This is a genomic window from Niveispirillum sp. GW835-FHT14G11 (assembly GCF_058793615.1).
The window spans coordinates 298,538-322,801 of the sequence record NZ_JBXAFZ010000003.1 but is presented as its reverse complement, the minus strand read 5'-3'; the positions used below and the strand labels follow the sequence as shown (position 1 = coordinate 322,801).

Genomic DNA, 24,264 nt, shown 5'->3' with positions numbered 1-24,264 from the left:
CGTCCTCGCTTGCGACTATAGACATGGCGAGAGTTCGCAACCATCTGCCGGCGCCATGCTGATCTTCCGCCACACCACCGACCTTCCGGCTGCCATCCGTGGCTGCGCCGTGGCGTTGGGCAATTTCGACGGTGTCCATCAGGGCCACCGTGCCGTGATCGAGGCAGCCAAGGATGCTGCCCGTGCCCTTGGCGTGCCTGCCGCCGTCCTGACCTTCGAGCCGCATCCCCGCAGCTTCTTCCGTCCCGACGATGCCCCCTTCCGCCTGACCCCCTGGCGCATCAAGGCAAGGCTGGTCGAGGGGCTGGGCGTGGATGCCCTGTTCGAACTGCGCTTCGATGAGGCCTTCTCCCACCTGACGGCCGAGGATTTCGTGCGCCAGGTGCTGGTCGAGGGGCTGGAGGCGGCGCATGTCGTGGCCGGCTATGATTTCGTCTTCGGCCATCGGCGCGGCGGCGACATGCAGTTCCTGCGCGCGGCCGGGGAGCGCCATGGATTCCAGGTGACGGAGGTACGGCCCGTGGCCGGCGCCGACGCCATCGCCTATTCCTCCACCGCCGTGCGCCGGCATCTGGCAGCCGGCGAGGTGCAGGCGGCAGCCGCGATCCTGGGCCATGACTGGGAAATCGAGGGTCGGGTGGAGCATGGCGACAAGCGCGGCCGCACCATCGGCTTTCCCACCGCCAATGTCGAACTAGGCACCTATCTGCGACCGCGTCTGGGCGTCTATGCCGTGCGGGCCGGGGTGGATGAGGGCAGCCGCACCGTCTGGCACAAGGGGGTCGCCAATATCGGCCGCCGCCCTACCGTGGACGGGGTGACGGAGCGGCTGGAGGCGCATCTGTTCGACTTTGCCGACGACCTCTATGGCAAGCACCTGCGCATCCGCCTCTGCCACTTCATCCGGCCGGAGATGAAGTTCGAGAACTTCCAGGCGCTGAAGGACCAGATCGTGGCCGACAGCACCAAGGCGCGGGAACTGCTGGTGTAGGCGCTATCTGATTAGACGGAATCATTTTTCTCGCCTTCCCGGCGCCAAGCCGGGACCCAGGGGCCACAGGATCAAACCTCTACGCTGCCTGGATCAAAGCTGCCGAAAGGTCGGGCGCTTGGCCCTGGGTCCCGGCTTGGCGCCGGGAAGGCGGATAAAACGGCATTTCTAATTAAACCTGACAAACCCTAAGCCTATGCGGCCGGCGGCCCGACGATCCGGTCGAAGGCCGCCTTCACGGCCGTCGCCTTGTCGCGCAAGGCCGCCTCCACCGTCGCGAACGGGGTGGTTTCCGACAAGTCGGGCAATGCTGCGCGGGCCAGCCCGGCCTTCAGCCCGGCCGGTGCTTTGGTACTGTCGAACGATCCTTCCACCGTTAGGCGCAGGAAGCCCTGAACGCGGCGCCAGGTCTTGTGCGCGTCGATCAGCAGCTTGGCCGTCTCCACATCCAGGAAGCCGCTATCGCCCAGCCAGGCCAGGGCGCCGGTGGTGTTGGGATCGATGATCTCCGGCCGTTCCGCGGCGTGCAGCAGGGTCAGGTACTGGGCGATGAACTGGATATCGACCATGCCGCCGCGCACATATTTCACCGTCCAGATATCATCTGTCCGGTGCTGCTGGTCGATGCGGGCGCGCATGGCGGCGACGTCGTCGCGCAGCTTGGCGGGATCGCGCGGGCGGGTCAGCACGGCGCGAATCTCATCAATCAGCCGCGAGCGCAGATGCGCCGGCCCGGTCACGATGCGCGCCCGGGTCAGGGCCATATGCTCCCAGGTCCAGGCACTGTCGCGCTGGTACTTGGCGAAACCGTCGAAGCTGACGGCCAGCGGCCCGGCATTGCCCGACGGGCGCAGCCGCATATCGACCTCGTACAATTGGCCCTCCGCCGTCTGGGCGGTGATGGCATTGACCAGGCGCTGGGTCAGCTTGATGAAATAATCGTTTGGCGACAGGGGCTTGGTCCCGTCGGACTGCGTGACGCCGTCGGGGATTTCATAGACGGTGATCAGGTCCAGATCCGACCGGAGTGTCAGTGACCGCGCGCCCAGCCGGCCCAGGCCCAGGATGGCGAATCCGGCCCCTGGCAACGTTCCATGGCGCCTTGCGAACTCCGCCTCCACGGCCTGCTGGATGCCCTCCAGCCCCACCTCCGCCACGTCGGTCAGGAAGGCGCCCAGCCGGTCGGCATCGCTGACATGGCGCAGGATATGGACGCCGGCGCGGAACCGGTGCTCGTTGGTCCAGCGGCGGGTAAGGTCCAGCACCTCCTCGAAATAGTGCGCGCCGCCGACCAGGGCGTGGAACCCGGCCTCCAGCTCGTCACGCCCCGGCAGCACGCCGAAGAAGCCCGGCAGCAGCACGGCGTCCAGCGCCTGCGGCTGGCGGGCCAGCTGTTCGGCCAGGCGCGGGGCGGTGCCCATCACTTCGGCCACCAGATCCAGCAGGTTGGGATTGGCATAGAACAGGCTGAACAGCTGCACGCCGGCCGGCAGGCGCGACAGGAACTCGTCGAATTTCAGGAAAGCCTGATCGGGATGGGCGGTGCGGCCGAAGGCGGCCAGCAGGGTGGGGGCCAGTTCGGTCAGCAGCTCGCGTGCCCGCTGGCTGCGCGTGGCGCGATACCGGCCATGATGCCAGGCACGGATCTGGCCGGCCACGGCGGACGGGTTCTCGTATCCCATCTCCCGCAGCGTGGCCATCGTGTCCGGATCATCCTCCGTCCCGGTGAACACCAGGCTGCCGGAGCCGGACAAAGCCGGGCTTTCGGCAAACAGATGGTCATAATGATCCACCACCACCGTCAGGGTGGCCATCAGCCTTTCGCGGAAATGTCCGGCATCGGGAAACCCAAGGAAGGCGGCGATCTGGGCCACCCCCTCGTCGGTCTTGGGCAGTTGGTGGGTCTGCTGGTCGTCCACCATCTGCACCCGGTGTTCCACGGTGCGCAGGAACCGGTAGGCCGCCGACAGGTCGTCGGCGACGCTGCGTTCCACCCGGTCGGCATCGACCAGGGCATAGAGCGTTTCCACCGTGCCGCAGGTGCGCAAACTGCGGTCGCGCCCGCCGAAGATCAGCTGCTGGGTCTGGGCGAAGAATTCGATCTCGCGGATGCCGCCGCGGCCGATCTTGATATTGTGGCCGTTGACGGTCTTTTCGCGATGGCCCTTGTGGGTGCCGATCTGGCGCTTGATGGAATGGATGTCTTGGATGGCAGCGAAATCCAGGTTCCGGCGCCAGATGAAGTGCCGGATGATGTCCATGAAGCCCTTGCCCGCCTCCAGATCGCCGGCGACCGGCCGCGCCTTGATCATGGCGGCGCGTTCCCAGTTCTGGCCCAGGCTGCTGTAATAGGCCTCCGCCGCCGACAGGCTGACGGCCACCGGCGTGGCACCGGGGTCGGGGCGCAGGCGCAGGTCGGTGCGGAACACGTACCCATCGGCCGTGCGGTCATCCATGATCCGCACCATCTCGCGCGTCACCCGCACGAAATGCTTGGTCATCTCCCCATCCGGCACCTGCACGATGCCGTCGTCATAGAGCACGATCAGGTCGATGTCGGAGCTGTAATTCAGTTCCCGCGCCCCGAACTTTCCCATGGCCAGCACGATATAGCCGCTGTCCTTCTCCGGCTGTTCCGGATCGGGCACCACCAGCTTGCCCGATTTCACCGCCTGGCGCAGGGCCAGACGCACCGCCAACTGCAACGCCGCCTGCGCGAAGTCCGACAGGGCGCCCGTCACCCTTTCCAGGGGCCAGTCATTGGCCATGTCGGCAAGCCCGATCAGCAGGGCGGCGCGGCGCTTGGCGATGCGCAGACCCTTCATCAGCCGGTCGGCGTTTGTTTCCGCGCCATGATCGCGCCACAGTGCCTGGACAAGGTCGGCAAAGGCCTGATCGAAGCCGATGTCCAGCAGCCGCCGGAAGAACCCCATCTCCCGCACCAGCGCTGCCCCCAGATAGGGGCTGTTGGCAAACACGGCCTCCAGCACCCGCTTTCCCTGGGGATCGGCGGCATAGGAACGGGCGAATTCGGCGAGATCGGGATCACAGCCGGGACCGGCCGCGTCATGCCAATGTTCCAATCCGATGGCGGCACGGTGCGGATCGCCAAGGCGGGGAAGGGATTCTTGATTGAACATGAGGTGTCTACCGGGCTATCCCAAGCTGTCCGCGATGGCGGGGGGCCAGACTGCCCACCACCGGAGCAACAGGTCAAGCCGCCCGTAACGCCCGGCGATGGACGCCGGAGAACCGAGATCGATGCTGCGCCGCACCGCCCTTATCCTGCTTGAACTGATCGCCGGCCTGTTGCTGGTGGTCCTGCTGGGCGGCGGCTTCCTGGCCTGGCGGTTGACGCAGCAGGGGCCGATCGCGGTCGATTTCATCACCCCCTACCTGATGCAGGAACTGGCGCGCGAGGGACCGGTGACGCTGGAGGTGGTGACGACGGAGCTGGCCTGGGTCGGATTCGGCACGCCCATCGATATCCGCGTCAAGGGGGTGGAGGCACATGGCGCCAGCGGTGCCCTGCTGGCCACCGTGCCGGAGATGCGGCTGGGCCTGTCGGTCCCGGCCTTGCTGCGCGGCCGGGTGGCCCCCACCCGTATCGACCTGGTCGAACCCAGCCTTTACGCCGAACGCACCGTGGATGGCGGTTTCCGACTGGATATCGGCGATGACAGTTCCGATCCGGAGGCCGGGGCCCGCATCCTGTCCGACCTGATTGAGCAGATGCGCCGCCCGCCCAATCCGGAAGCGACGATGGGTGCCTTGCGCGACCTGCGCATCACGCGGGGCAAGCTGGTGGTCGCCAACCTGGCCACGGACACCAACTGGAAGGTGCCGCGCCTGGATCTGCGCCTGCGCCGCGATGCGCGCGGGGTGCGCGGCACGGCATCGGCTGATATCGACATGGGCGCCAAGATCAACCAGATCGCGGCGGAAGTGAACTGGCGGGCCGAAGACGGCGCCATCACGTTGCGCAGCGGCATGGAGGATATCGTTCCCGCCGATTTCGCGGAGATCGCCCCCGTCCTGCACCCGCTGCGCGCGCTGGACGTATCGCTGGCCGGCACCGTGCTGCTGGAACTGAAATCGGACCTGACGCCGGTCAACCTGGTCCTGGGCCTGCGTGGCGGCAAGGGAACCTTGTCGCTGCCTGACCAGTTGCCCGAACCGCTGGCGTTCGAGCGGGTGGAACTGCACGGCACGCTGGACGATGCCGGCCGCCATCTGGAACTGACACGATTCAACCTGGACATGGCCGGGCCGGCAGAACTGATCATCAGCGGCAGCGCCCGCCAGCGCGACAAAACCATCGACCTGGCCCTGACCACGGAGCTGACGGGCCTGCCCATGGCCGATCTGCATCGCTACTGGCCCAAGGGCGTGAAGACCAATACACGGGACTGGATGGTCCACAACCTGGCGGACGGCACGTTCGACCGCACCATCTTCCGGCTGGAAGGGTCCGGCCCCGTCGACGATCTGGATCATTTCCAGGTGGCGACGATGCAGGGCGATTTCGCCCTGTCGGGCTTCACGGTGCATTACCGTCCGCCCCTGCCGCCGGTGAAGAATGTCGCCGCCACCGCCACCTTCGACGGCAAGAGCTTTGATATCCAGGTCAAGGATGGCTTGCTGCTGGATATGAAGGCCGCGCCGGGCACCATCCGCATCCTGGGGCTGGATACGGATGACGAGCATCGCATCGATATCCGCGTTGCCCTGGAGGGGCCCTTGTCATCGGCCCTGACCGTGCTGGACCATCCGCCGCTGGGTTATGCCGCCAAGGTCAATCTGGTGCCGGACAGGGCGGCGGGGCATGCCAAGGCGGAGATGCATTTCGCCTTTCCCCTGGTCGCGGCCCTGACCATGGACATGGTGGAACTGGACGGCAAGGCCAGCCTGACGGCCGTGTCCGTGCCGGACATCGTGTCCGACATCGATGCGACCGACGGCGTGCTGGACCTGACCGTCACCGGGCATGATCTGCATATGGCGGGCACGGCGCTGCTGAACGGCGTGCTGGCGCAGGTGGAGTGGGTGGAGAATTTTCCGGCCGAAGCGCCCATCGGCACCCAGGTGCGGGTGCGTGGCCGGGTGGATGATGAACAGCGCCGCCGCTTCCGCCTGGATTTTCCCGACTGGCTGAACGGGCCGGCTGGCGTGGACATGGTCTATACCAGCGAACACAAGCCGGAAGGCCGCACCCAGACCATCCAGGCCGATATCGACCTGACGCCGTCGGTGTTGCGCATCGACATGATGAAATGGCGCAAGGAGGAGGGCAAACCCGGCCAGGGCCGCGTCACCGTGCGTTTCAAGGATGGCAAGCCCATCCTGATCCCCGCCTTCGTGGTGACAACGGAGGAGCTGACCGCCGTTGGCTCCATGGAACTGCGCGAAGCCGATTATGGCCTGTCGCACCTGCTGCTGGACCAGTTCAAGCTGGGCGACAGCGATGCCCGCATCGACATCCGCGATACCGATGGCAAGGGTGGGTTGGCCATCGACGTGGCCGGCCCCAGCTTCGATGTCCGTCCCTTCCGTGGCAAGAACAAGGGGCCGGACGGTAAGGTCATTCCCCCCGATCCGGCAGACGAAGCCGCACCCAAGACGCCGCTTTCCATCCACTTCGACCTGGGCCGCGCCATCATGGGCGACGATGGCAAGGAGATCCGCAACGCCAAGGGCCGTATGGATCGGGACACCAGCATCTGGTATCGCACCGAGCTGGACGCGGCCGTGGGGGAGAAGGGGCGCCTGACCGTGCATTACGCCCCCGACCCGTCCGATGCCCGCATCCTGACGCTGGCCATGGAGACCGACGATGCCGGCGCCACCCTGCGCGGACTGGATGTGTTGAGCCAGTTCAAGGGCGGGCGGCTGACCCTGACCGGCAGGTCCAACCCGGACGATCCCGGGCAGGCGCTGGTCGGTAAAGCCGATCTGACCGACTATCAGGTGCAGGATGCGCCGGTGCTGGCCCGCCTGCTGTCGGCGGCGTCGCCGCGTGGCTTCGCCAATTTCATGTCGGGGCAGCCCATCGCCTTTTCCCGCCTGTCGGGCGACTGGCTCTGGCACAAGGACGGCATCACGCTGCGCGACATGCGCACCTCGGGCTCCCAGGTGGGGCTGACCCTGGAAGGCAATATCGACATCAAGCGCGATGACGTGGCCCTGCAAGGCACGATCGTGCCCTTCACGACGGTCAACAAGCTGCTGGGCGTGATCCCGCTGCTGGGCGACCTGCTGGTCGGCGGGGAAGGGCAGGGGCTGTTTGCCGCCACCTATTCCATCAAGGGGCCGACGGATAATCTGCAGGTGGGCGTCAACCCGCTGGCCGTGCTGGCTCCGGGCTTTCTGCGCAACCTGTTCTTCCTGCCGCAGCCGGCGGGGGAGGACATGCCCAAGGAGCCGAAGGCGGCCAAAGAGCCGAAGGACGGCAAGTGACCGTGCGGCCACCCTACACTTGTCCCACGGTCAGTGCCGCCAGTGCCTGCGCCGCCGGCACCACCACCGGCGGCCAGTCATCCTGCATGATGTTCTCCAGCACCAGCCCGTCGTCGGACACGGCAGCGGCATAGAGATTGCCTACCCGACGGTCCGGCCGGGGGCCCCCCGTCAGGCCGGTGATGAAGGCGGATATCCCCTCCCGGTCGCCCCCCATGTCGGTCTGCAGCCAGTCGGCCAGCCATTCGGCGGGATCATGGATCATTGCGGACAGCTTTCACCCATTTGCGGGAACGCGGTGTTGATGCGGCCATCGTCGAAGGCCGCAAAACGGATGACGAAGCGCTGACCCTGCGGGCCGGTGCAATATGTCGGGTCCGGCTTGGCCGGCGCCGAACAGCCCAGCTTGCCCCAGGGCTTGCCCGGTGCGTGGCTGTACTTGACGGCATGGAGGATGGAGTTGGTCACCTGCTCCACGCTGCAATTGTCGGGATAGAAGGTGGAGTTCTTGGTCTTGCCATTCTCGAAGAACACCTTGGCACTATAGAGCCCGTCCGCCTGTGCCGGCTGGGCCTCCACCTCCTTCACCGGCGCGGTGTCGATGATGGCGCGGGAATGCATGCCGACCACATCGCCATTCTTCTTCACCTCCCCGCACAATACATGGCGAAGGTTCAGCGACGGTTCCGTCTGGCTCCAGCCGAAGCTTTCATCCTCGCAGGACGGCTTGTCCGCCGCCCAGGCACCGCCCGCGGCCAGCAGGCAAAATCCCAAAGCCGCCGACCGGACCATCCGCACCGCCATCATCCGCCCCTATGAAGTTGTTGCCGCATCGTCTATGGGAGAAACATAGCATCTTGTCGTGGCGTTCGCAGGGGGTGGCCGATGAATCGGGAACGTTTGATCCGCATGGCACTGGCGGCCGTGGTCGGGCTGATCATGGCCGCCGTCATCGCCTGGATGACCATCCGCCATGACCAGCGCCAGACCGGCGGGGTGGCGGCCAGCGTGGCCCCGGCCAGCATCGGCGGCCCCTTCACCCTGACCGCCCATGATGGCCGCGTCGTCACCGATGCGGATTTCAAGGAAAAGTACAAGCTGGTGTTCTTCGGCTACACTTTCTGCCCCGACATCTGCCCGACGGAGCTGCAGACCATCGCCCAGGCCATGGACCTGATGGGCGAATCAGGGGCGGATGTGCAGCCGCTGTTCATCACCATCGATCCGGATCGGGATACCGCGCCTGTGCTGGCCGATTATGTGAAGCTGTTCCATCCCGCCATCATCGGCCTGACGGGAACGGCGGAGCAGATTGCGGCCGTGGCCAAGGAATACCGCGTCTATTACGCCCGTTCCCAGGGAGAACCGGACCCGACGCAGTACCTGATGGACCATTCCACCTTCTCCTACCTGATGGCGCCCGACGGGTCCTTCGTCACCGTCTTCGCCAAGGATACGACACCCGAACAGATGGTCGAGGCGATCACCGCCCACCGGTCGAAGGGGCGCTGAGCGGGCCTTTCATGTAACGCAACGGGGCGCGTTACCGGCAATTTGGCGGGCAAAAAGCCCATTTCCCGCGCAAAAGGCATGATGCGATGCGGCATCGGACCTATGCGCGGCGTGGAAATCTAGCTTTATCAGTCACTTAACCGGGGGTGTCATACCCTTGACAGGGTCAGGGCCTACCCGTATGGTGCCGCCGCTTTCGCACGGTATCCAAGCAATCTGGCGGAAGGGAGCCCGCTTCATGTCCGATGAACGCACGCCCCCGTCGCTGGAAGAACTGGATACCCGCCTGCGTGAGGCGCGCCGGAACGCCGGCATGGACCCGCAGCAGCCCGAACAGGGGCAGCCTGCCGGGGGCGTGTCGAACCGTGACATGGCGTTGGGCCTGCGTGTGGGCGTGGAACTGGTTGCCGGTGTGCTGTTCGGGCTCGCGCTCGGATATGGCATCGACTGGTGGCTGGATACCAAGCCCTGGGGAATGATCATCCTGGTCTTCCTGGGCGCGATCGCCGGATTTATGAATGTGTACCGCCTGGCCAACGGCCAGGGGTATGCGGCCGGGTTTGATAAGTCCCAAAGTCGGGACGGTGGGGAGTGAGGGCATCGTGGCTGGTCCGTTGGAGCAATTCGAGATCAAGCGCCTGGTCAGCCTGCCGGTTGGCAACCTTGATCTGTCCTTCACCAATTCCGCCTTGTGGATGGTGATATCGGTCATCGGCGCCACCTTCCTGCTGGTCTATGGCATGCGCGGTCGCGCGCTGGTGCCGGGCCGCCTGCAGTCCATCGCGGAGCTGCTGTACGAATTCGTCGCGGAGATGGTCCGGGACAATGCCGGCCCGCAGGCCCGCAAGTTCTTCCCCTTCATCTTCTCGTTGTTCATCTTCGTGCTGTTCGGCAATGTCCTGGGTCTGATCCCCTGGTCCTTCACCTTCACCAGCCACATCATCGTGACCTTTGTGATGGCGCTGTTCGTGTTCGTGACCGTGACCATCGTGGCGTTCGCCAAGCACGGGCTGCACTTCTTCCACTTCTTCCTGCCGCATGGCACGCCGCTGTGGCTGGCGCCGCTGATCGTTCCCATCGAACTGATCTCCTATTTCGTGCGCCCCATCAGCCTGTCCATCCGACTGTTCGCCAACATGCTGGCCGGTCACACCATGATGAAGGTCTTCGCGGGCTTCACGGTGTCGATGGTGGCCGCGGGCGGCGGTCTGGCCGCGGCGGGTCTGCTCCCGGTTCTCCTGAATGTTGCGCTGTTCGCCCTGGAATTCCTGGTCGCCGGCATTCAGGCCTACATCTTCGCGCTGCTGAGCTGCGTGTATCTGCGTGACGCGCTGGAGATGCACTAAGCATCCCGGTTGTCCATCCCGCCTTTCCCACAAGACACTTCCAACCTAGAGGAACTTTCAAAATGGAAGCTGAAGCCGCAAAGTACATCGGTGCCGGTCTCGCCATGCTCGCCCTGCTGGGCGTCGGCATCGGCCTGGGTAACCTGTTCTCCGGCCTGTATCAGGCTGCTTCGCGCAACCCGGCCGCTCTGAACTCCTACAAGACCTTCGTGTTCATCGGCTTCGCGCTGACCGAAGCGACGGGCTTGTTCGCCCTGGTTATCGCCTTCCTGATCCTGTTCGGCTGATCGCCGAACGGTTTCTTGATCCGGTGCCCATTCGGGGTGCCGGGGCTTCAGCGCCGGGATCGCCGCCGCTGCCGGGTGCATCATCCGACAGCGGCGGTTGCTCTATGGGCCGTCGGCCCTCTGTTTCGAGCTTTTCCTTCAGGCGCTGACGGGAATTTGGCGTGACCGTCCGGCATCCCGGCCGGTCAGCAGTGAATGGGTGCTTCTATGCCTGTCCAACGCTTTTCGCGCCTGTGCGCCGGCGCCGTGACGGCGCTGACCACGGCCATCGTCTTCGCAGCGCCCGTCCTGGCCGCCGCCGAGGGCGAGCATGCCAAGAAGGGCCTGCCGCAGCTCAATCCGGACAGCTTCGCTTCCCAGATCTTCTGGTGGGCGGTGACGTTCGGCCTGCTGTTCTGGCTGATGTCCAAGGTGGCGCTGCCGCGCGTCGCCGAGGTGCTGGAAGCCCGCCAGGAAAAGATCTCCAACGACCTGGAGAAGGCATCGGCCCTGAAGGCCGAGGCCGAGGGTGTCCTGCAGGCCTATGAAAAGGCCCTGGCGGAAGCCCGCGCCAACGCGCAGAAGGAAGTGGCTGCCTCGGTCGCCGCGTCTGACGCCGAGGCCGCGCGGGCCAACACGGAGCAGGGGACCAAGCTGGCCGTCAAGGCCCGCGACGCCGAAGCCCGTATCCAGGCCGCCAAGCAGGAAGCGCTGTCCAACCTCAGCAGCGTCGCCGCCGAAGCCGCCCAGGCCGCCGCCGCCCGCCTGTCGGGTGCGCAACTGTCGTCCGAAGCCGCCGCCGCGGCGGTGGATAGCGTTCTGAAGGAGCGTGCGTGATGCATATCGACAGCACTTTCTGGTATGCCATCGCGTTCGTCATCTTCATCGCTGTGGTGGCGAAGCTGGCCGGCAAGTCCATCCTGGGCGGGCTGGACGAGCGCAGCCGCCGCATCGCCGGCGAACTGGAACAGGCCCAGAAGCTGCGCGAAGACGCGCAGGCCGCTCTGGCCCAGTTCCAGCGCAAGCAGCGCGACGCCCTGAAGGAAGCCGAAGCCATCGTTGCCCAGGCCCGCGAGGAAGCGGCCCGCATCCGCGCCCATGCCGCCAGCGACCTGGACGCGACCCTGAAGCGTCGCATGCAGCAGGCCGAAGCCAAGATCGCCCAGGCGGAAGCCCAGGCGATCCAGCAGGTGCGCGACCTGGCCGTGGACATCGCCGTCCAGGCCACGGAAAAGCTGCTGGTCGAGAATGTGGACGCGACCCGCAACAGCGCGCTGGTCGATGCCGCCATCCAGGAACTGCCGGCCAAGCTGCACTGAGCGGCTGAGCCCACGTTCCTTGCGCGAACGAAAAAGCCCGCCGATGACGGCGGGCTTTTTTGTTGTCTGGGTTTATTCCGGTTCCGGTTCGCAGGTGACCGGTCATCTCCGCCTGCTCCAGAGTGAAGGTGACGGGCCGCAGCCCCAGTCTCTCAACCACTTCGGAGGCGGCTTCTGCCGTCCAGCCATCCTCCCGCAGCTTGGCGATCACTTCGGCGACATTGACGGTGCTGATCATTGCGCCCGGCAGGGTATTCAGGACGCTGTCGCCACCACGCTCGCCTTTCAGCAGGGCCAGCACGGCCGAACTGTCCAGGACGAACTCACTCCCGGCTGGCACTGGCATGACGCTCCGCTACCAGTTCGTCGGCTAGGCTTCGTGCGGGATCGCCAAAGCGTGCAGCGAGAGTTTGTAGATGCGCGACAGCCTGCAGAAGCGGCTCACTGATCAGCTTGCCGTCCTGCATGCGCGTGACCACACGCTGTTCCAGGGGCAGGGGTGTGGAGGATATCGACATCGCTTTGCGCCTCATCATCGATCCCGCAAGAATACACGTATCAACGTGAAGTTCTATCCGGACGTTCTGACATTGAGAGATGTGCTCACGCCGCCCGCGTCCCGCCCACCGTCAGCCCGTCGATGCGCAGGGTGGGCTGGCCCACGCCCACGGGCACGCCCTGACCGGCCTTGCCGCAGACACCGATGCCGGGGTCCATGGAACTGTCATTGCCGATCATCGTGACCTTGGTCAGTGAATCGGGGCCGTTGCCGATCAGGGTGGCGCCCTTGACCGCCGGGCCCAGCTTGCCGTCCTCGATCAGATAAGCTTCGCTGGCCGAGAAGACGAACTTGCCCGACACGATATCAACCTGCCCGCCGGAGAAATTGGCGGCGAAGATGCCGCGCTTGACCGAGGCGATGATCTCCACCGGGTCCTTGTCGCCGCCGCGCATCACGGTGTTGGTCATGCGCGGCATGGGCATATGGGCATAGCCCTGGCGCCGGCCATTGCCCGTGGGTGCCACGCCCATCAGGCGGGCGTTCATCCGGTCCTGCATATAGCCCTTCAGGATGCCATCCTCGATCAGCACCGTGCACTGGCTGGGCGTGCCCTCGTCATCCACGGTGATCGATCCGCGGCGCCCCTCGATGGAGCCGTCATCGACCACCGTGACGCCCGGTGCCGCCACCCGCTGACCCAGCAGGCCGGAGAAGGCGGAGGTCTGCTTGCGGTTGAAATCGCCCTCCAGCCCATGACCGATGGCTTCGTGTAGCAGGATGCCGCACCAGCCCGGCCCCAGCACCACGGGCATTTCGCCCGCCGGGGCGTCGATGGAGCCCAGGTTGATCAGGGCGCCGCGCAGCGCCTCGTCCACGAAGCCCTGCCACAGCTCCGGTTCCAGGAATTGCTGATAGGTGCGCCGGCCGCCGGCGCCGTAGGTACCCGTTTCCATGCGATCGCCGTCAGCCACGACGACGGACACGTTCAGGCGCACCAGCGGGCGAATATCGGCCGTGCGGCTGCCATCGGCGCGGATGATCTGCACCGCCTGCCATTCCCCCGACAGTGAGGCGGAGACCTGGCGGACGCGGGCATCCTTGGCGCGGGCATAGGCGTCGATCTGCTCCAGCAGCTTCACCTTGGCTTCGAACGGCACCAGCACCAGCGGGTTGTCGCTGGCATAGAGCAGGCGGTTGGTGCCGATGGGCGCTTCGGCCATCAGGCCGCTATGCCCGGCATGGACGGCGCGCACGGTATCGCCGGCCCGACGGATGGCATCTTCCGTCAGGACCGAGGCATGGGCAAAGCCGGTGGCCTCGCCCGCCACGGCGCGCAGGCCGAATCCCTGGCTGGTATCGAAGGATGCGCTGCGCAGCTTGCCATCGTCCCAGGCGAAGCTCTCGCTCTGCGCATACTCAAGGAACAGCTCGCCATCATCGGCACCGTGCAGCGCGCCGCCCACCAAGCTATTGGTGCGGCCCAGGTCCAATCCCGCCTGGTTGAAGAAGATTTCGTCGGTCTGGGTCAGGAGCGACATGGCGCGGTGCTTTCATGGCAAACGGAAGACTAAGGTCATCACAATGGCGATGGTGCGGGCCGGGGGCAAGGCCCAGGGATGGTTGTGGGGCCCGCCATGCGCCAGATCAATCCGGCGGCTGCCTGCGACGCAATGCCCACCGGCCTTGCGGGCTGTGGGTGGTGGACGTTCTTGCCGTTTCGGGGTGCTTGCCTGTATGGTCTGCGACGATATGTGCGCCCCATCCTGGTGGCGCATATGTTGTTCGTGAGCCCCACGCGCGTGTAGTGTCCCGCCGAAATGGTTCATACCGTTCCGGGTCTGCGTCACGCCGCGACTTTCCTGCCCACCGCCATTGGCGGGTGGTGAGGGGGATGGGCGGGCGGTCCGGCTGGCTCAAGCGGGGGGAAAACCCCCGGCAACGACGAGAGTGGTAAGGGATGTCTGTAAGCAAGATCGGCGCCGCTGTGACGGCCCTGTTTGTCAGCGCGATGGTCGGAGGATCGGCCATGGCGCAGGAGGCGGCGAAGGCCGTTGGCGCGCCGCACCCCAAGCAGTTGGGTTTTCAGGAAGCGGCATCGCCCGTGATGGAGCGGCTGCATGATTTCCACAACATCCTGCTGTGGACGATCATCGCCATCGCCGTGTTCGTCACCCTGCTGCTGCTCTATGTGATGATCCGCTTCAACAAGCGGACCAATCCGGTGCCGTCGACCACGACGCACCATACCTGGCTGGAAGTGGCCTGGACGGGCATCCCCGTGATCATCCTGCTGCTGATCGCCATCCCGTCCTTCCGCGTCCTCTATTATATGGACAAGGCCCCGAATCCGGAGCTGACGGTCAAGATCACGGGCCACCAGTGGTACTGGAGCTTCGAGTATCCCGACCATGAGGGTCTGGAGTTCGAGTCGCGGATGATCCCGGAGAACGAGATTCAGCCGGGCCAGTTGCGCCTGCTGGAGGTCGATCAGCGCATCATCGTGCCGGTCGGCGTGGATGTGCGGATCCTGGTCACCGGCGCCGATGTCATCCATGCCTTCGCCATTCCCGCCTTGGGCGTGAAGAAGGATGCGATGCCGGGCCGTCTGAACGAGACCTGGTTCAACGTCACCCGCGAGGGTGTGTATTACGGACAATGCTCCGAGATCTGCGGCACCGGCCATGGCTATATGCCGATCGCCGTCGAGGCCGTGTCGAAGGAGCGTTTCCAGGAATGGCTGGGCCAGCAGAAGCAGGCCCTGAACAGCAATGGCTCCGCGCCGCGTCAGGTCGCAGCGGCGACCGCCCAGTAACGGTTCGGAAGAGAGGGTTATACCATGGGTGCTGTCACCGGGGCGCACGCCCACGATCACCACGATCACAAGCCTGGCTTTGTGAAACGCTGGTTGTTCTCGACGAACCACAAGGATATCGGCACGCTTTACCTGTTTTTCTCCGTGATGGCCGGCCTGATCGGCGGCCTGTTCTCCGTGATCATGCGCCTTGAGCTGCAGGATCCGGGCATCCAGTACATGATGGCGTTCGGCGCCGACGGCGGCCAGCAGTGGAACGTGTTCATCACGGCCCATGGCCTGATCATGGTGTTCTTCGTGGTCATGCCCGCGCTGATCGGCGGTTTCGGCAACTGGTTCCTGCCGCTGATGATCGGCGCTCCCGACATGGCCTTCCCGCGCCTGAACAATATCAGCTTCTGGCTGATCGCCCCGGCCTTCCTGCTGCTGCTGGGCTCGGCCTTTGTCGGCCCCGGTGCCGGCACGGGCTGGACGGTCTATCCGCCGCTCTCCTCCTCGGAATACGGGCATAGCGGTCCGTCGGTCGATATGGCGATCTTCGCCCTGCATCTGGCCGGTGCGTCGTCGATCCTGGGTGCGGTGAATTTCATCACCACCATCTTCAACATGCGCGCGCCGGGCATGACGCTGCACAAGATGCCGCTGTTCGTGTGGTCGATGCTGGTGACGGCCTTCCTGCTGCTGCTGGCCGTGCCCGTCCTTGGCGGCGCCATCACCATGCTGCTGACCGATCGCAATTTCGGCACGGATTTCTTCAATCCGGCCGGCGGCGGCGACCCGATCCTGTTCCAGCACCTGTTCTGGTTCTTCGGTCACCCCGAAGTGTACATCATGATCCTGCCGGCCTTCGGCATCATCTCCAACATCATCTCGACCTTCTCCAAGAAGCCGGTGTTCGGCTATCTGGGCATGGCCTATGCCATGGTCGCCATCGGCGTCGTCGGCTTCATCGTGTGGGCCCACCACATGTTCACGGTCGGCCTGTCGGTCGATACCCGCGCCTATTTCACCGCCGCCACCATGATCATCGCCGTGCCCACGGGCGTGAAGATCTTCTCCTGGATCGCCACCATGTGGGGCGGTTCCATCGAGTTCAAGGTGCCGATGGTCTGGGCGATCGGCTTCATCTTCCTGTTCACCATCGGCGGCGTGACCGGCGTGGTGCTGGCCAATGGCGGCATGGACATCGCCATGCACGACACCTACTACGTCGTGGCGCATTTCCACTACGTGCTGTCGCTGGGCGCCGTGTTCGCCATCTTCGCCGGCTATTATTACTGGATCGGCAAGATGTCGGGCCGCCAGCATCCGGAATGGGCGGGTCACCTGCATTTCTGGACGACCTTCATCGGCGTCAACCTGATCTTCTTCCCGCAACACTTCCTGGGCCTGGCCGGCATGGCGCGGCGCATGCCCGACTATCCGGACGCGCTGCATTTCTGGAACATGGTCTCCTCCTATGGCGCCTATATCGCCTTCGGTTCGACCATCTTCTTCTGTGTGATGGCCATCTACACCCTGCTGTTCGGCCGCAAGGTCGAGGGTGACTATTGGCAGACCGGTGGCACGACGCTGGAATGGACCCTGTCCTCCCCGCCGCCGTTCCACCAGTTCGAGATCCTGCCGAAGATCAAGTGAGGCGACGGTCCAACCGGACCTTGCCCCCGGAGAAGACCGCGCGGCGGGACACTGCCGCGCGGTCCTCTCCTACGTACCGGTTCTGTTTTGTTGAGAGTTGAAGAGACCATCATCATGACCGACAGCGTGATCGCCCCCGAGATCATGGACAGTCAGGTGTCGAGCGGCACAGTCGGCGACTATGTGGCGCTGCTGAAGCCGCGCGTCATGTCGCTGGTTGTCTTTTCCGGTTTCGCCGGCATGGTCGTGGCCCCGGGCCACCTGCATCCCGTGCTGACCCTGGTCGCCGTCCTGTGCATCGCGCTGGCGTCGGGTGCCGCCGGTGCCATCAATATGTGGTATGACCGCGATATCGACGCGCTGATGGACCGCACCGCCAACCGTCCTATCCCCCAGGGCCGCGTGCCCGCGGAGGAGGCGCTGGCCTTCGGTGTGATCCTGACCGTGGCGTCGGTGGCTTTGATGGGGCTTGCCCTGAACTGGGTTGCCGCCGGCCTGCTGGCCCTGGCGTCGGGCTTCTACATCTTCATCTACACGATGTGGCTGAAGCGGCGGACGCCGCAGAACATCGTCATCGGTGGCGCCGCCGGGGCTTTCCCCCCGATGATCGGCTGGGCCGCGGTGACGGGTGAGGTGTCCATCGCCTCCATCGTGCTGTTCGCGCTGATCTTCTTCTGGACGCCCCCGCATTTCTGGGCGCTGGCCATCTTCCGCAAGCTGGATTACCAGCATGCCGGAGTGCCCATGCTGCCCGTCGTCGCGGGCGAGCATGAAACCAAGAAGCAGATGCTGATCTACACGCTGATCCTGTTTCCGCTGGCGATCAGCCCCTATTTCCTGGGTATCGGCGGGCTGGCCTATCTGGCCGGATCCATCGCCCTGGGTGCGGCCTTCGTTGGCTTCGCCATCCAGGTCCTGCGGTCGCAGGACCATAAGCCGGCCAAGCGCATGTTCGCCTTCTCCATCCTCTACCTGTTCGTCCTGTTCGCGATCCTGATCGGCGAACATCTGGCGGCCTGAGAAACGGGAGGAAGAATATGAACCAGCAGCAGAATAACGGCCCCGTCCGCAAGCATGGCGGCGACACCGAGATCCATCGCCGGCAACGGGGCAAGAACCTGGCCGTCCTGGCGGCCCTGGTCTCCTTCATCGTCATCATCTATGTCGTGGCGATGGTCCGGATGAGCGGGGGGACCTTCCCTTGAGCACGGAACCCGAGGCGCCCGCCACCGACCGCCGCAACCGCCGCATGGCCCTGGGCCTGGGCGCGGTTGTGGCCGGCATGGTGGGGCTGTCGTTCGCGTCGGTGCCGCTCTACGACCTGTTCTGCCGGGCCACCGGCTTTGGCGGCGCCACGATGGTGGCGGAAAAGGCGCCAGACAAGGCGCTGGAGCGCATCGTCACGGTCCGCTTCAACGCGGATGTGAACAATTCCATCAATTGGGAATTCAAGCCCGACACGCACGCCGTGGATGTGCATGTGGGGGAGGCGATGACCATCGCCTATCACGCCCGCAACCTGGAAAGCCGGCCTGTCATCGGCACCGCCACCTATAATGTCACGCCGGAGAAGGCGGGGCAGTATTTCAACAAGCTTCAGTGCTTCTGCTTCACCGAGCAGAAGCTGGAACCCGGACAGTCGATCGAGATGCCGGTCAATTTCTACGTCGATCCGGCCATGGCCGACGATCCGGAAATGGCCGACGTGAAGACGATCACCCTGTCCTATACCTTCTTCCGCGCCGCCGATCAGAGTGCAGCGCTGTCCACCCCCGGGGAGGGTGCGGCAGACGGACAACTGGACGGGCCGGCCGGGAAGGATTACCAAGGGAACGCTCACGGTTCGGCTGATAAACCGACCGCTGCTGCCGCCCCGGGGGACCGATCCTGAGGACCGGTTCCCGTTTCAATCGCGTATGACCCAAAGTTCCTTGGTTTGAGGGAAAAGAGAGATGGCTGACGTCAACGCCCACATTGCTGGCGGCAATCCTGGGGAAGGCATTCCGCAGCCCTACCACCTGGTCAACCCGAGCCCCTGGCCGCTGCTGAGCGCGTTCGCCGCCGGCCTGCTGGCCACCGGTCTGGTACTGCAGTTCCATGGAAATGGCTGGTACCTGCTGGCCGCCGGCCTGACCGCCGTGCTCGGCTGCATGTTCGGCTGGTGGCGCGATATCGTGAAGGAATCGGTGGTCGAGAAAGCCCATAGCCCCGTCGTGAAGATCGGCCTGCGCTATGGGATGTCGCTGTTCATCACCTCGGAAGTGATGTTCTTCTCCGCCTTCTTCTGGGCGTTCTTCGACGCCTCGATCTTCTATAACGAGGCTATCCAGGTGGCCCGTGTCGAGGCGAATGGCGGTGTCTGGCCGCCCAAGGGCATTGTTCCCTTCAATCCGTTCGACCTGCCCTTCCTGATGACCATCATCCTGCTGCTGTCCGGCACGACCGTGACCTGGGCGCACCATGCCATGGTCGAAGGCAAGATGAAGGAAGCCGCCCGGGCGCTGGGCATCACCGTGCTGCTGGGCATCCTGTTCTCCGGCTTCCAGGCCTATGAGTACAGCCATGCCGCCTTCGGCTTCGGCGCCAATGTCTATTCCTCGGCCTTCTTCATGGCGACGGGCTTCCACGGCCTGCACGTCCTGATCGGTACCATCTTCCTGGCCGTCTGCTATTTCCGCACCAAGAAGGGCCATTTCACCGCCGAGAGCCATTTCGGCTTCGAGGCGGCGGCCTGGTACTGGCACTTCGTGGACGTGGTCTGGCTGTTCCTGTTCATCTCCATCTACTGGTGGGGTGCCGGCGGTCGGTGGGTGGCCCACTGACCGGTAACGGGTTTCCCCCGTGACGGAGACGCCATCCTCCCTGCTCAGCGTGGGTTTGCGGTGCCGCTGCCCACGCTGCGGCCAGGGTGCCCTGTTCAGGGGCTTCATGCGGGTCGTCGATCGCTGTTCGGTATGTGGCCTGGATCTGGCCGCTGCCGACAGCGGGGACGGCCCGGCTGTTTTTCTGATCTTCATCCTGGGCTTCACGCTGGTCCCGGCGGCGCTGATCTTCGCGCTGAAGGTGGATTGGCCGCTCTGGGTGCTGCTGTTGCTGTGGGCGCCGATCATCATCGGCGCCACGCTGGGCCTGATGCGGCCGGCCAAGGCCCTGACCATCGCCCTGCAATATCGCCACCGCCGCGACCAGTTCGACGGTGAGGAAGGCTGACCCAGCCCATGTCCGCCGCTCCCCTTGTCTTCCGGCCGCGCCTGCTGCCCTCCATCGCCGCCCTGGTGGCGCTGCTGATCCTGGTGGGTCTGGGGACCTGGCAGATGGACCGGCTGGCCTGGAAGACCGGACTGATCGCGCGGATCGAGGCCGGGCTGGCCGCCGATCCTGTCGATCTGCCCGCCAGCATCGACCGCCCCGCCGACTGGGAATATACCCGCGTCCGTGTGACCGGCCGCTTCCTGCATGATCGGGAGACCTATATCGGCCCGCGCCTTTATGCCAGCCCCGATGGTCGCCAACAGCAGGGGGTGCATGTGCTGACCCCCCTGGTCCGCGATGACGGGGCGGGATTGGTGCTGATCGACCGCGGCTGGGTGCCGCTGGACCGGCGTGACCCGGCCAGCCGCGCCGACGGCCAGCCGGACGGGTCGGTCACCATCGCCGCCATCGCCCGTGTTCCCCAGGATCGGGCCTTCATGCAGCCGGACAATGATCCGGCCACGCGCACCTTCTTCTGGCTGGACATGTCGGCCTTGGCGGGCATCGCCGGGGTGGACCATCTGGCGCCGCTGGTGCTGCAGGCCGACGCCACCCCCAATCCCGGCGGACTGCCGATCGGCGGGCGGACCATCGTGGTCCTGAAGAACGATCATCTTTCCTACGCGCTGACCTGGTACGGCTTGGCGCTGACCCTGGTCGGCGTGTTCATCGCCGCCAGCTTCCGCCGCCGGGACGAACCATGACCCAGACCGCCTATGCCGCCCTGGAAAAGCAGTTCGCCCGTCGCGCGGGCCTGCAGGGCGCGCTCGGCATCCTGAACTGGGACAGCCGCACCATGATGCCGGCGGCGGCATCGCCGGCCCGTGCCGATCAGGTGGCGGCCTTGGAGGGTGCCATCCATGCAGCCCTGCTGAACCCTTCCATCGCCGACTGGCTGGACGCGGCCGAACAGGACGTTCGCAACCTGGATGATTGGCAGCGCGCCAATCTGGCGGAGATGCGGCGCGAGCATCGGCTGGCCACGGCGGTGCCCGCCGACCTGGTGGAGGCCAATGCCCGCGACGCGGCGCGATGCGAGGTGATCTGGCGCACGGCCAAGGCGGAAAACGATTTCGACCTGCTGCTGCCGCATCTGCGCCGGGTGCTGGACCATCAGCGGGAGATCGCGGCCGCCAACGCCGCCGTACTGGATTGCGGCCTCTACGACGCGCTGCATGAACTGTACGAACCCGGCAGCCGGGTGGCCGACTACGGCCCCGTCTTCAATGATTACGCCGCCTTCCTGCCGGGTTTCCTGGCGGAGGTGGAGGCGGCGCAGGCGGGTGAGCCGCGGGCCGAACCGTTCGAGGGGCCGTTCCCCGTCGATGCGCAGCGCACTTTGGTGGGCCGGTTGGCCGGCATTCTGGGCTTCCAGGGCCGGGTGGACCAATCGCTGCACGCCTTCTGCGGCGGGGCCACGGGCGATGTGCGCATCACCACCCGCCTGGACCCGGATAATTTCTTCAAATCGTTGAAATCCGGCCTGCATGAGGCCGGCCATGCGCTTTATGAGATGGGCCGGCCGGCGGAATGGCTGTCGCAGCCCGTGGGACAGGCGCGCGGCCTGGGCGTGCATGAAAGCCAGAGCCTGACCTTCGACATGCAGGTGGGTCGCCACCCGCGCTTCCTGGAATGGCTGGCCCCGCAATTGGCCGAGGCGTTCGGGCGGGAAGGGGATGCCTGGTCGGCGGACAATCTGCGCCGCCGTTTCCGGCGCGTGGACCGTACCTTCATCCGCGTCGATGCGGATGAGGCCACATATCCCGCCCATGTCATCCTGCGCTGGCGTCTGGAGCAGGCTATGATCGAGGGGCGGCTGGATCTGGGCGACCTGCCTGATGCCTGGAACCAGAGCATGCGCGACCTGCTGGGCATCACCCCGCCCGATCTGGCAATGGGTTGCCTGCAGGATATCCATTGGCCCAGCGGCGCCTGGGGCTATTTCCCGACCTATACGCTGGGCGCCATGATGGCGGCACAGCTGTTCCAGGCGGCAGAGGCGGCCATCCCCGACCTGCCGGACCAGATCGGGCGCGGAGATTTCCGCGACTTGGTGGCGTGGCTGGGCGAGAATGTGCATCGCTGGGGACGCTACCTGTCGGTGCGCGATATGCTGGTGCGGGCCACGGGCAAGCCATTGGATGCCGGCATCTTCAAGGCGCACCTGCGGGCGCGGTATCTGTAACGGTGGCGAGAGTGATTTAACCGTAGGTCAGGTCGAGGCGTAGCCGAGCCCTGACATTTCCGGTGCGGTCGCTTGTCAGGGCTCGCTTGCAGCTCGACCTGACCTACGCCCCTTACCGGCCCCGTTTGACCTCATTCACCATCTTGTCCAGTTCCTGAAGGAAGCGGCTTTTGTCGGATTTGGACATGGGCGCGTTGCCGCCCTGGACCACGCCCATGTCGCGCAGATCCTGCATCAGGGCGCGCGACGCCAGGGCGGAGCCGATATTGGCCTGGGTGAAGGGGCGGCCATTGTTGCCCAGCACCTTGGACCCCTTGTCCAGGCAGCGCTTGGCCAGCTGGATATCGGCCGTGACCACGATGTCACCCGGCCCACAACTCTCCGCGATCCAGTTGTCGGCGGCGTCGAATCCGTCGGACACGACCACCATCCGCACCAGCCCGCCCGGCGGCACCCGCAACGGCCCGTTGGCCACCAGATGCACCGGCATCCCATAGCGTTCGGAAACGCGGAACGTCTCCTCCTTCACAGGGCAGGCATCGGCATCGACATAGATTTCCAGCATCATCCCTCCGGCTTCGCCGCTTTATAGCAGAGGCAGCCCTCTTGCCAAGCGGCCCGCCGTCGTCCACAAACCGGCATCGGCCCCTTTACCCCGCAAGGCCAGGCGCTTGGACCAGCCCGACGATCCACCCCCCTTTGCCTGTCAGGATTGCGGGGCCTGTTGCGCCTATGCTGCCGACTGGCCGCGATTCTCGCTGGAGGACGATGCCGACATCGCCCGCATTCCCGATGCCATGGTGGCTCCCGATGGCTCCGGCATGCGCTGGACGGGCGAACGCTGCGCGGCCCTGTCGGGAAAGGTGGGGGAGCATGTGGCCTGCACCATCTATGCCGACCGTCCCATCGTCTGCCATGATTGCGTGGCAGGGGATGAGGCCTGCCTGATGGCGCGCGAACGCCATGGCATGTCATTGGTCCCCGACATCAAACCGTAACCCTGGCACCCTATGGTCGGTAGCAGACCGAAGCAATGGATGCCGACATGCGCCTTTCCGCCCTGATGATGACTGCCCTGATGCTCGCCACCAGTCCCGCTATTGCCTTTGATTTACAGGCCCATCGTGGTGGCCGCGCGCTGTGGCCGGAGAATACCCTGCCGGCCTTCGAACGGGCGCTGGACCTGGGCGTCGATACGCTGGAACTGGATGTGGGCGTCACCAGGGATGGGCAGCTGATCATCGCCCATGACCGGCATGTCGATGCCAACCTGGCCCGGCGTGACGGCAAATGGGTGGAAGGGCCCCAGCCCACCTGGAACAGCCTGACCCTGGCGCAGACCCAGGTGTTCGATGTGGGCCGCATCCGCCCCGACAGCGCCTATGCCAAGCGATTCGTCCACCAGACGTCCATTGACGGCACCCGCGTGCCGACGCTGGCCGCCCTGTTCGATCTGGTGAAGAAGCGTGCGGACAATAAGGTCCATTTCAATATCGAAACAAAGATCGACCCGACCGCGCCGGGCGATAGTATCGATCCCGAAACATTTTCATCCCTGCTGGTGAAGCAGGTGCGTGCCGCCGGCCTGGAGAAGCGGGTGACGATCCAGAGCTTCGATTTCCGCACCTTGCAGGTCGTCCAGAAAATCGCGCCGGAGATCGCCACGGCCTATCTGACCATCATCGACCCGGAGGAGAGTACCGTGTCGATGACAGGGTCCAGCCCCTGGTCGGCCGGGTTCGATCCGGTCAAGCATGGCGGCAGCCTGCCGGCGGCGATCAAGGCGGCGGGCGGGGCGATCTGGTCGCCCTATCACCCCAACCTGACGCCGGAACTGCTGAAGGAGGCCCATGGGTTGGGCCTGAAGGTCCTGCCCTGGACCGTGAACGATGCAGCCGACATGAAGCGGCTGATCGACTGGGGCGTGGACGGCCTGATCACCGACGATCCGGTGACGGGCAAGAAGGTGCTGGGCCGGTAAGAAA

At 65.2% G+C, this 24,264-nt stretch carries 25 protein-coding genes; 19 read left to right on the top strand and 6 right to left on the bottom strand.

Features of this window, described 5'->3' with window-relative positions; translation table 11 throughout:
- Positions 1 to 55: 55 nt before the first annotated feature.
- On the top strand, positions 56 to 991 hold the full coding sequence (locus AC1Q7F_RS07850) for a bifunctional riboflavin kinase/FAD synthetase (protein ID WP_492505470.1): 936 nt from the start codon (positions 56 to 58) through the stop codon (positions 989 to 991).
- 194 nt (positions 992 to 1,185) lie between these two features.
- Here AC1Q7F_RS07850 and AC1Q7F_RS07845 read toward each other — a convergent pair whose 3' ends face one another.
- A complete protein-coding gene (locus AC1Q7F_RS07845; RefSeq protein ID WP_492505468.1) occupies positions 1,186 to 4,131 on the bottom strand; it encodes a bifunctional [glutamine synthetase] adenylyltransferase/[glutamine synthetase]-adenylyl-L-tyrosine phosphorylase in 2,946 nt (981 codons plus the stop codon).
- Positions 4,132 to 4,252: 121 nt separating this feature from the next.
- Between AC1Q7F_RS07845 and AC1Q7F_RS07840 the strand changes: the two genes are divergently transcribed.
- The gene (locus tag AC1Q7F_RS07840) at positions 4,253 to 7,447 is read left to right on the top strand and encodes a YhdP family protein (protein ID WP_492505466.1); all 3,195 of its coding nucleotides are present in this window, start codon (positions 4,253 to 4,255) and stop codon (positions 7,445 to 7,447) included.
- Between the two features lie 13 nt (positions 7,448 to 7,460).
- Here the strand turns inward: AC1Q7F_RS07840 and AC1Q7F_RS07835 are convergent, their stop codons facing one another.
- Both AC1Q7F_RS07835 and AC1Q7F_RS07830 read right to left on the bottom strand, forming a co-directional pair.
- Entirely contained in the window at positions 7,461 to 7,712 is a 252-nt protein-coding gene (locus tag AC1Q7F_RS07835; RefSeq protein ID WP_492505464.1) for a hypothetical protein, read from the bottom strand.
- Positions 7,709 to 8,251: an EndoU domain-containing protein gene (locus AC1Q7F_RS07830; protein WP_492505462.1), complete on the bottom strand. Its 543-nt coding sequence runs from the start codon at positions 8,249 to 8,251 to the stop codon at positions 7,709 to 7,711. Before AC1Q7F_RS07830 ends, AC1Q7F_RS07835 begins: the two co-directional genes overlap by 4 nt.
- An 81-nt stretch (positions 8,252 to 8,332) precedes the next feature.
- On the opposite strand from AC1Q7F_RS07830, the gene AC1Q7F_RS07825 reads away from it, so the two are divergent.
- From AC1Q7F_RS07825 to atpF, 6 genes are all read left to right on the top strand, one after another.
- Positions 8,333 to 8,959, top strand: a complete 627-nt coding sequence (locus AC1Q7F_RS07825; protein WP_492505460.1) for an SCO family protein — start codon at positions 8,333 to 8,335, stop codon at positions 8,957 to 8,959.
- Positions 8,960 to 9,197: 238 nt separating this feature from the next.
- Entirely contained in the window at positions 9,198 to 9,554 is a 357-nt protein-coding gene (locus AC1Q7F_RS07820; protein WP_492505458.1) for an AtpZ/AtpI family protein, read from the top strand.
- Positions 9,555 to 9,561: 7 nt separating this feature from the next.
- Positions 9,562 to 10,305 (top strand): F0F1 ATP synthase subunit A, encoded by a 744-nt coding sequence (locus tag AC1Q7F_RS07815; protein ID WP_492505456.1) that lies wholly within the window; start codon positions 9,562 to 9,564, stop codon positions 10,303 to 10,305.
- 62 nt (positions 10,306 to 10,367) lie between these two features.
- Positions 10,368 to 10,592, top strand: a complete 225-nt coding sequence (locus tag AC1Q7F_RS07810; protein WP_492505454.1) for an ATP synthase subunit C family protein — start codon at positions 10,368 to 10,370, stop codon at positions 10,590 to 10,592.
- 207 nt (positions 10,593 to 10,799) lie between these two features.
- Positions 10,800 to 11,408, top strand: coding sequence for a F0F1 ATP synthase subunit B family protein (locus AC1Q7F_RS07805; protein ID WP_492505452.1), 609 nt, complete (start codon positions 10,800 to 10,802; stop codon positions 11,406 to 11,408).
- Positions 11,408 to 11,890, top strand: a complete 483-nt coding sequence (gene atpF / locus AC1Q7F_RS07800) for a F0F1 ATP synthase subunit B (RefSeq protein WP_492505450.1) — start codon at positions 11,408 to 11,410, stop codon at positions 11,888 to 11,890. The genes AC1Q7F_RS07805 and atpF overlap by 1 nt, the downstream gene beginning before the upstream one ends.
- A 323-nt stretch (positions 11,891 to 12,213) precedes the next feature.
- Here the strand turns inward: atpF and AC1Q7F_RS07795 are convergent, their stop codons facing one another.
- On the bottom strand, positions 12,214 to 12,423 hold the full coding sequence (locus tag AC1Q7F_RS07795; protein WP_492505448.1) for a hypothetical protein: 210 nt from the start codon (positions 12,421 to 12,423) through the stop codon (positions 12,214 to 12,216).
- Between the two features lie 70 nt (positions 12,424 to 12,493).
- On the bottom strand, positions 12,494 to 13,930 hold the full coding sequence (gene tldD, locus AC1Q7F_RS07790) for a metalloprotease TldD (RefSeq protein ID WP_492505446.1): 1,437 nt from the start codon (positions 13,928 to 13,930) through the stop codon (positions 12,494 to 12,496).
- 419 nt (positions 13,931 to 14,349) lie between these two features.
- On the opposite strand from tldD, the gene coxB reads away from it, so the two are divergent.
- The 9 genes from coxB (at position 14,350) to AC1Q7F_RS07745 (ending at position 22,279) form a co-directional block, all read left to right on the top strand.
- Positions 14,350 to 15,204, top strand: coding sequence for a cytochrome c oxidase subunit II (gene coxB, locus AC1Q7F_RS07785; protein WP_492505444.1), 855 nt, complete (start codon positions 14,350 to 14,352; stop codon positions 15,202 to 15,204).
- A gap of 24 nt (positions 15,205 to 15,228) precedes the next feature.
- Positions 15,229 to 16,842, top strand: a complete 1,614-nt coding sequence (ctaD, locus tag AC1Q7F_RS07780) for a cytochrome c oxidase subunit I (RefSeq protein WP_492505442.1) — start codon at positions 15,229 to 15,231, stop codon at positions 16,840 to 16,842.
- Positions 16,843 to 16,956: 114 nt separating this feature from the next.
- A complete protein-coding gene (gene cyoE / locus AC1Q7F_RS07775) occupies positions 16,957 to 17,862 on the top strand; it encodes a heme o synthase (RefSeq protein ID WP_492505440.1) in 906 nt (301 codons plus the stop codon).
- 17 nt (positions 17,863 to 17,879) lie between these two features.
- Positions 17,880 to 18,047 carry a cytochrome c oxidase system small membrane protein gene (locus tag AC1Q7F_RS07770; RefSeq protein ID WP_492505438.1) on the top strand — a complete coding sequence of 56 codons (168 nt, stop codon included), beginning with the start codon at positions 17,880 to 17,882 and terminating at the stop codon, positions 18,045 to 18,047.
- On the top strand, positions 18,044 to 18,733 hold the full coding sequence (locus tag AC1Q7F_RS07765) for a cytochrome c oxidase assembly protein (protein ID WP_492505436.1): 690 nt from the start codon (positions 18,044 to 18,046) through the stop codon (positions 18,731 to 18,733). The genes AC1Q7F_RS07770 and AC1Q7F_RS07765 overlap by 4 nt, the downstream gene beginning before the upstream one ends.
- Positions 18,734 to 18,794: 61 nt before the next feature.
- Positions 18,795 to 19,664, top strand: coding sequence for a cytochrome c oxidase subunit 3 (locus AC1Q7F_RS07760; protein WP_492505435.1), 870 nt, complete (start codon positions 18,795 to 18,797; stop codon positions 19,662 to 19,664).
- Positions 19,665 to 19,683: 19 nt separating this feature from the next.
- Positions 19,684 to 20,052: a DUF983 domain-containing protein gene (locus AC1Q7F_RS07755; protein WP_492505433.1), complete on the top strand. Its 369-nt coding sequence runs from the start codon at positions 19,684 to 19,686 to the stop codon at positions 20,050 to 20,052.
- Between the two features lie 8 nt (positions 20,053 to 20,060).
- Positions 20,061 to 20,798 carry an SURF1 family protein gene (locus AC1Q7F_RS07750; RefSeq protein ID WP_492505431.1) on the top strand — a complete coding sequence of 246 codons (738 nt, stop codon included), beginning with the start codon at positions 20,061 to 20,063 and terminating at the stop codon, positions 20,796 to 20,798.
- Positions 20,795 to 22,279, top strand: a complete 1,485-nt coding sequence (locus AC1Q7F_RS07745) for a carboxypeptidase M32 (RefSeq protein ID WP_492505429.1) — start codon at positions 20,795 to 20,797, stop codon at positions 22,277 to 22,279. The genes AC1Q7F_RS07750 and AC1Q7F_RS07745 overlap by 4 nt, the downstream gene beginning before the upstream one ends.
- A gap of 112 nt (positions 22,280 to 22,391) precedes the next feature.
- On the opposite strand, the gene AC1Q7F_RS07740 is transcribed toward AC1Q7F_RS07745, so the two are convergent.
- On the bottom strand, positions 22,392 to 22,841 hold the full coding sequence (locus tag AC1Q7F_RS07740; protein WP_492505715.1) for a YaiI/YqxD family protein: 450 nt from the start codon (positions 22,839 to 22,841) through the stop codon (positions 22,392 to 22,394).
- A gap of 109 nt (positions 22,842 to 22,950) precedes the next feature.
- Here AC1Q7F_RS07740 and AC1Q7F_RS07735 point away from each other — a divergent pair, with 109 nt between their 5' ends.
- The gene (locus AC1Q7F_RS07735) at positions 22,951 to 23,277 is read left to right on the top strand and encodes a YkgJ family cysteine cluster protein (protein WP_492505428.1); all 327 of its coding nucleotides are present in this window, start codon (positions 22,951 to 22,953) and stop codon (positions 23,275 to 23,277) included.
- A gap of 47 nt (positions 23,278 to 23,324) precedes the next feature.
- A complete protein-coding gene (locus AC1Q7F_RS07730) occupies positions 23,325 to 24,260 on the top strand; it encodes a glycerophosphodiester phosphodiesterase (protein WP_492505427.1) in 936 nt (311 codons plus the stop codon).
- Positions 24,261 to 24,264 lie beyond the last annotated feature (4 nt).

Excerpts from the sequence above, each read along its gene's own strand:
- AC1Q7F_RS07850 (WP_492505470.1), top strand. The coding sequence starts at position 56 with ATGCTGATCTTCCGCCACACCACCGACCTTCCGGCTGCCATCCGTGGC.
- AC1Q7F_RS07845 (WP_492505468.1), bottom strand. The coding sequence starts at position 4,131 with ATGTTCAATCAAGAATCCCTTCCCCGCCTTGGCGATCCGCACCGTGCC.
- AC1Q7F_RS07840 (WP_492505466.1), top strand. The coding sequence starts at position 4,253 with ATGCTGCGCCGCACCGCCCTTATCCTGCTTGAACTGATCGCCGGCCTG.
- AC1Q7F_RS07835 (WP_492505464.1), bottom strand. The coding sequence starts at position 7,712 with ATGATCCATGATCCCGCCGAATGGCTGGCCGACTGGCTGCAGACCGAC.
- AC1Q7F_RS07830 (WP_492505462.1), bottom strand. The coding sequence starts at position 8,251 with ATGGCGGTGCGGATGGTCCGGTCGGCGGCTTTGGGATTTTGCCTGCTG.
- AC1Q7F_RS07825 (WP_492505460.1), top strand. The coding sequence starts at position 8,333 with ATGAATCGGGAACGTTTGATCCGCATGGCACTGGCGGCCGTGGTCGGG.
- AC1Q7F_RS07820 (WP_492505458.1), top strand. The coding sequence starts at position 9,198 with ATGTCCGATGAACGCACGCCCCCGTCGCTGGAAGAACTGGATACCCGC.
- AC1Q7F_RS07810 (WP_492505454.1), top strand. The coding sequence starts at position 10,368 with ATGGAAGCTGAAGCCGCAAAGTACATCGGTGCCGGTCTCGCCATGCTC.
- AC1Q7F_RS07805 (WP_492505452.1), top strand. The coding sequence starts at position 10,800 with ATGCCTGTCCAACGCTTTTCGCGCCTGTGCGCCGGCGCCGTGACGGCG.
- atpF (WP_492505450.1), top strand. The coding sequence starts at position 11,408 with ATGCATATCGACAGCACTTTCTGGTATGCCATCGCGTTCGTCATCTTC.
- AC1Q7F_RS07795 (WP_492505448.1), bottom strand. The coding sequence starts at position 12,423 with ATGAGGCGCAAAGCGATGTCGATATCCTCCACACCCCTGCCCCTGGAA.
- tldD (WP_492505446.1), bottom strand. The coding sequence starts at position 13,930 with ATGTCGCTCCTGACCCAGACCGACGAAATCTTCTTCAACCAGGCGGGA.
- coxB (WP_492505444.1), top strand. The coding sequence starts at position 14,350 with ATGTCTGTAAGCAAGATCGGCGCCGCTGTGACGGCCCTGTTTGTCAGC.
- ctaD (WP_492505442.1), top strand. The coding sequence starts at position 15,229 with ATGGGTGCTGTCACCGGGGCGCACGCCCACGATCACCACGATCACAAG.
- cyoE (WP_492505440.1), top strand. The coding sequence starts at position 16,957 with ATGACCGACAGCGTGATCGCCCCCGAGATCATGGACAGTCAGGTGTCG.
- AC1Q7F_RS07770 (WP_492505438.1), top strand. The coding sequence starts at position 17,880 with ATGAACCAGCAGCAGAATAACGGCCCCGTCCGCAAGCATGGCGGCGAC.
- AC1Q7F_RS07760 (WP_492505435.1), top strand. The coding sequence starts at position 18,795 with ATGGCTGACGTCAACGCCCACATTGCTGGCGGCAATCCTGGGGAAGGC.
- AC1Q7F_RS07750 (WP_492505431.1), top strand. The coding sequence starts at position 20,061 with ATGTCCGCCGCTCCCCTTGTCTTCCGGCCGCGCCTGCTGCCCTCCATC.
- AC1Q7F_RS07745 (WP_492505429.1), top strand. The coding sequence starts at position 20,795 with ATGACCCAGACCGCCTATGCCGCCCTGGAAAAGCAGTTCGCCCGTCGC.
- AC1Q7F_RS07730 (WP_492505427.1), top strand. The coding sequence starts at position 23,325 with ATGCGCCTTTCCGCCCTGATGATGACTGCCCTGATGCTCGCCACCAGT.